This is a genomic window from Streptomyces sp. NBRC 110611, from assembly GCF_001590865.1.
In the GTDB taxonomy this organism is placed as follows: Bacteria; Actinomycetota; Actinomycetes; order Streptomycetales; family Streptomycetaceae; genus Streptomyces.
Map to the genome: position 1 here is coordinate 1 of NZ_BBUY01000060.1, position 3,252 is coordinate 3,252.

Here is a 3,252-nt window from a genome sequence, read left to right on the forward strand (position 1 = left end):
TCGAACCGGGCCGCGTACTCCTCCAACGGCCCCGGCGCGGGCGGACACGGACAGCAAGCGGTCATCTTCACCCTCCAGCAAGGAAGTTGACTCCTCCCACCGGCCTACGGCCAAGCCGACCTGTCGTCAACCCACACCACCGCCGGATTTAACGAACTACCGGTAGTGTGATGCGCCAGAAATTCTGGATGTAAGTGGCTAGGTGGTTTTCCTGTCGGGCGGTGCGAGCTTCGTGAGGTAGTCGGCGAGGGTGAACCGCCCCGTGTTTGTTGGAGGTCCGGAATCCTGGAGGATTGAGACCTATGCTAGCGAAGAGGAAGTACCCGGACGAGCTGCGTGAGCGGGCGGTCCGGATGGTGTTCGAGATACGCAAGCAGACCGGGATCAAGACCGGGTCGATAGCTCGGGTCGCTGACCAGCTCGGCATCAACCGCGAGGCAGTCCGCACCTGGGTCCGCCAGGCCGAGGTAGACGGCGGCCAGCGGCCCGGGACCTCGAGCGTGGACGCCCAGGGGTCTGGCGTCAGCTCCGCCGCGAAGGGATCTCGGTTGCCCGGTGCACCGTCGAGCGCCTCATGCGCGCTCTCGGCCCGGCCGGCGCGGTCCGCGGCAAGACCGCCGAGACGACGGTGCCGGACCCGGCCGCCGAACGCCCCGAGGACCTGGTCGACCGCGACTTCACCGCGAGCCGCCCCAACCAGCTGTGGGTCACCGACTTCATTCATGTGGCCACCTGGCTCGGCTTCGTCTACGTCGCCTTCGTCCTGGACGTCTTCTCCCGCAAGATCGTCGGCCGACGCGTCGCCGGCCACAAACGCACCGACCTCGTCCTGGACGCCCTGGAAATGGCCATCTGGTCCCGCGACCGTGACGGCCGCCGCGACCTGTCCGGACTCGTGCACCACTCGGACGCCGGCAGCCAATACGTGTCCATCCGCTACACCGACCGGCTCCGCAAAGCCGGTGCCGCCCCCAGTGTCGGCACCGTCGGCGACGCACTCGACAACGCGCTCATGGAATCCACGATCGGCCTGTCCAAAACCGAGGCCATCAAACCGGCGGGGCCCTGGCGGACCCTCGACGACGTCGAGATCGCCACCCTGACCTGGGTCGACTGGTACAACAACCAGCGCCTCCACAGCAGCATCGACGATCTCCCACCCGCCGAATACGAGGCGATGTACTACCGATCACACCGACCAGCTTAGACCACCTGAAAACCACACATCACAGCCTCCAACGAACCCGGTGCGGTTCACCGGTTGGCCTTGCGTGAAGGGCACCACCCACGGGTGGTGCCCTTCACGCGTATCTCTTCCGAGAGCCAAGCATTCCTTAGCTAATGGGTTGCCACCTCTGATAAGCGTTTTCCAGGCAGTCGTACACGCTGAGGGGTGCGCTCAGTTCCGCGTTGTTGAGCGGGTCGAGACATTTACCTTTCCCCGCGTTGAAGTATGCACTGCTTTGAGGCAAGTACATCCATTGCTGCTCGGCGCTGTTGTTGCAGCTGGCAGATTTCACCATCCCTTGCGCGTCAGGCTGCAGGCACAAGCCTTGCGCGGAAAGATGCAGCCGGTAGTCGGTGCCCTGAGAGATAAGTTGGTTGGGGCTCGTCTCGCAATGCCAGAGTCCGGCACTGGCGCCCCCACCCAGCATGTCTAGGCAGTACTTGCTATAGGTGTTTTGCAGTTTCGCGCGCCTCGGCAGCGACCCTTGGTTCACCGTGAGCGTGCAAACGTGGTCTGTCGTGCAGACCGCCTTGGCGATGTAGGAGCAATTCCCGTAGGTATATGACGAACTGCGAATGGGCCTGACCCTGCCTTGGCTCGCTGTCGGCTGACCGAAAACCACGGTTGCCGCAGGTACGTCCTCGCAGGTAGACGGTTGGTCACTGCCCTGAGCGAAATTTTCCACCCACTCCCCTAGCGTGCTCAAGCCACCACGATCCTGCGGGAGTACGATCGTGGCCACATCCGTGGTTTTTCCCGTACGAGTGTCGGTGATGGCCGCTCGCCAACTGTTGGCGCTACTCCTAGAGATCTTGATCCGGTACGTCACTCCCTCACGCCACACATATCTGGCATCGCACTGCACGCCGCTACCTTCGTGATCAAATTTACGACAGCGGGTTCCGCTTTGGACGTTGCTCCAGCTCGCAGCCCCCCAGATGGAAAAATTGATGAACTTTTCGTAGCCGTCCCTGCTCTGTAGTCCGACGTAGCCAGGCTCTTCGCTGCCGGAAAACCCGAATTGGTGTGCCCAGTACGTGCGACCGTTGTAGCCGGGATCCCTGGTGATAGTGATGGAGGTTTCAAAGTCGCTGTAGCCGCCTGGACGGAAAGGCCACTCGCGTTCATCGGTCGCCATTCCGCCAGCAACGATTCGCGTTTGTTCTGTAGGGGTTTGTTGTGTCAGCGACGCGCGCGGTGCAGGATCTGCCCCGATGTCAGTGACTGCCGCAGCGGACGTCGGCTCCATCTGCCCGACCAGCCCCATAGCGGCTGCAGCGAAAACCGTGCCCGCTACCACACGAACCAGCCGCCCTACGCAGCGCACACCAGCACCGACAGCCATGATGATCCCCTTTCGATAAAAGCGGATTCCACCTCAGGTCGCGAGGGCGACATGCATACCTCAGAATATATCAACTTTCGCAAAATGCAATGGCGCGTGGGCACAGCGCATGGAGCACGACTAGGAGACCGCCGTGCTCCCCCGGCTCGTCGGATGGGGCGTGCGCCCCTCATACTCGGGATCTGACACGAAAGTAGAGTGAGCCCTTCAATTCGGGCCACTGCGATCAGTTTGAAGCGGACGGTTACTGTAGGCCAAGGACGTTGGCTTCCTTGGCCATGCAAAGTATGGCGTCTCCCGCGCCGAGAGGGTGTGTCAATTTACTGATCTCGGCTCGTTAGAGTGATGTTGGTCTATCGAGTGGGAGTCCGGTGTCGGCTGTGAAGCCGTTGAGGGTGTCGGGCCGGTGCTGGAGGCGTTTGAGCCGGTCGAGGTCGACGGTGGCGAGGTTGGCTGGGGTGTGCCCACACGCCTTCCACCGGGTTCAGGTCAGGCGAGTACGCAGGCAGCAGGAACACCGTCAGCCACTCCCGCTCGGCGACGAGTTCGCGCATCCGGCGGGAAATGTGAGTGTTGAGCCGGTCCCACACCAGCACGATCGGCGCCTTGACGAGCTGGTGGACGCCGTCCACGAGCGCGATGAAGTCACGCTCGCCCAAGCTGCGGCGTGCGCCCTTGT

2 protein-coding genes and 2 pseudogenes are annotated in these 3,252 nt (G+C 62.5%); 2 read left to right on the forward strand and 2 right to left on the reverse strand.

All coding sequences use genetic code 11. The features are described 5' to 3' along the window. Window positions 1-353: 353 nt before the first annotated feature. Window positions 354-434 (forward strand): annotated as a pseudogene (locus tag AZE13_RS39515) (hypothetical protein); the annotation flags it as partial. Window positions 435-502: 68 nt separating this feature from the next. Beyond that, window positions 503-1,207 (forward strand): annotated as a pseudogene (locus AZE13_RS33245) (IS3 family transposase); the annotation flags it as partial. 127 nt (window positions 1,208-1,334) lie between these two features. Here AZE13_RS33245 and AZE13_RS35225 read toward each other — a convergent pair. Together AZE13_RS35225 and AZE13_RS35230 are read right to left on the reverse strand one after the other, a co-directional pair. Then, window positions 1,335-2,573 carry a DUF3472 domain-containing protein gene (locus tag AZE13_RS35225; protein ID WP_079124658.1) on the reverse strand — a complete coding sequence of 413 codons (1,239 nt, stop codon included), beginning with the start codon at window positions 2,571-2,573 and terminating at the stop codon, window positions 1,335-1,337. A 353-nt stretch (window positions 2,574-2,926) separates the two neighbouring features. Next, window positions 2,927-3,252: transposase (locus AZE13_RS35230; RefSeq protein ID WP_258528192.1), on the reverse strand; the 326-nt coding region annotated here is incomplete at its 5' end.

Coding starts and splice junctions, on each gene's coding strand:
- AZE13_RS35225 (WP_079124658.1), bottom strand. CDS start 2,573: ATGGCTGTCGGTGCTGGTGTGCGCTGCGTAGGGCGGCTGGTTCGTGTG.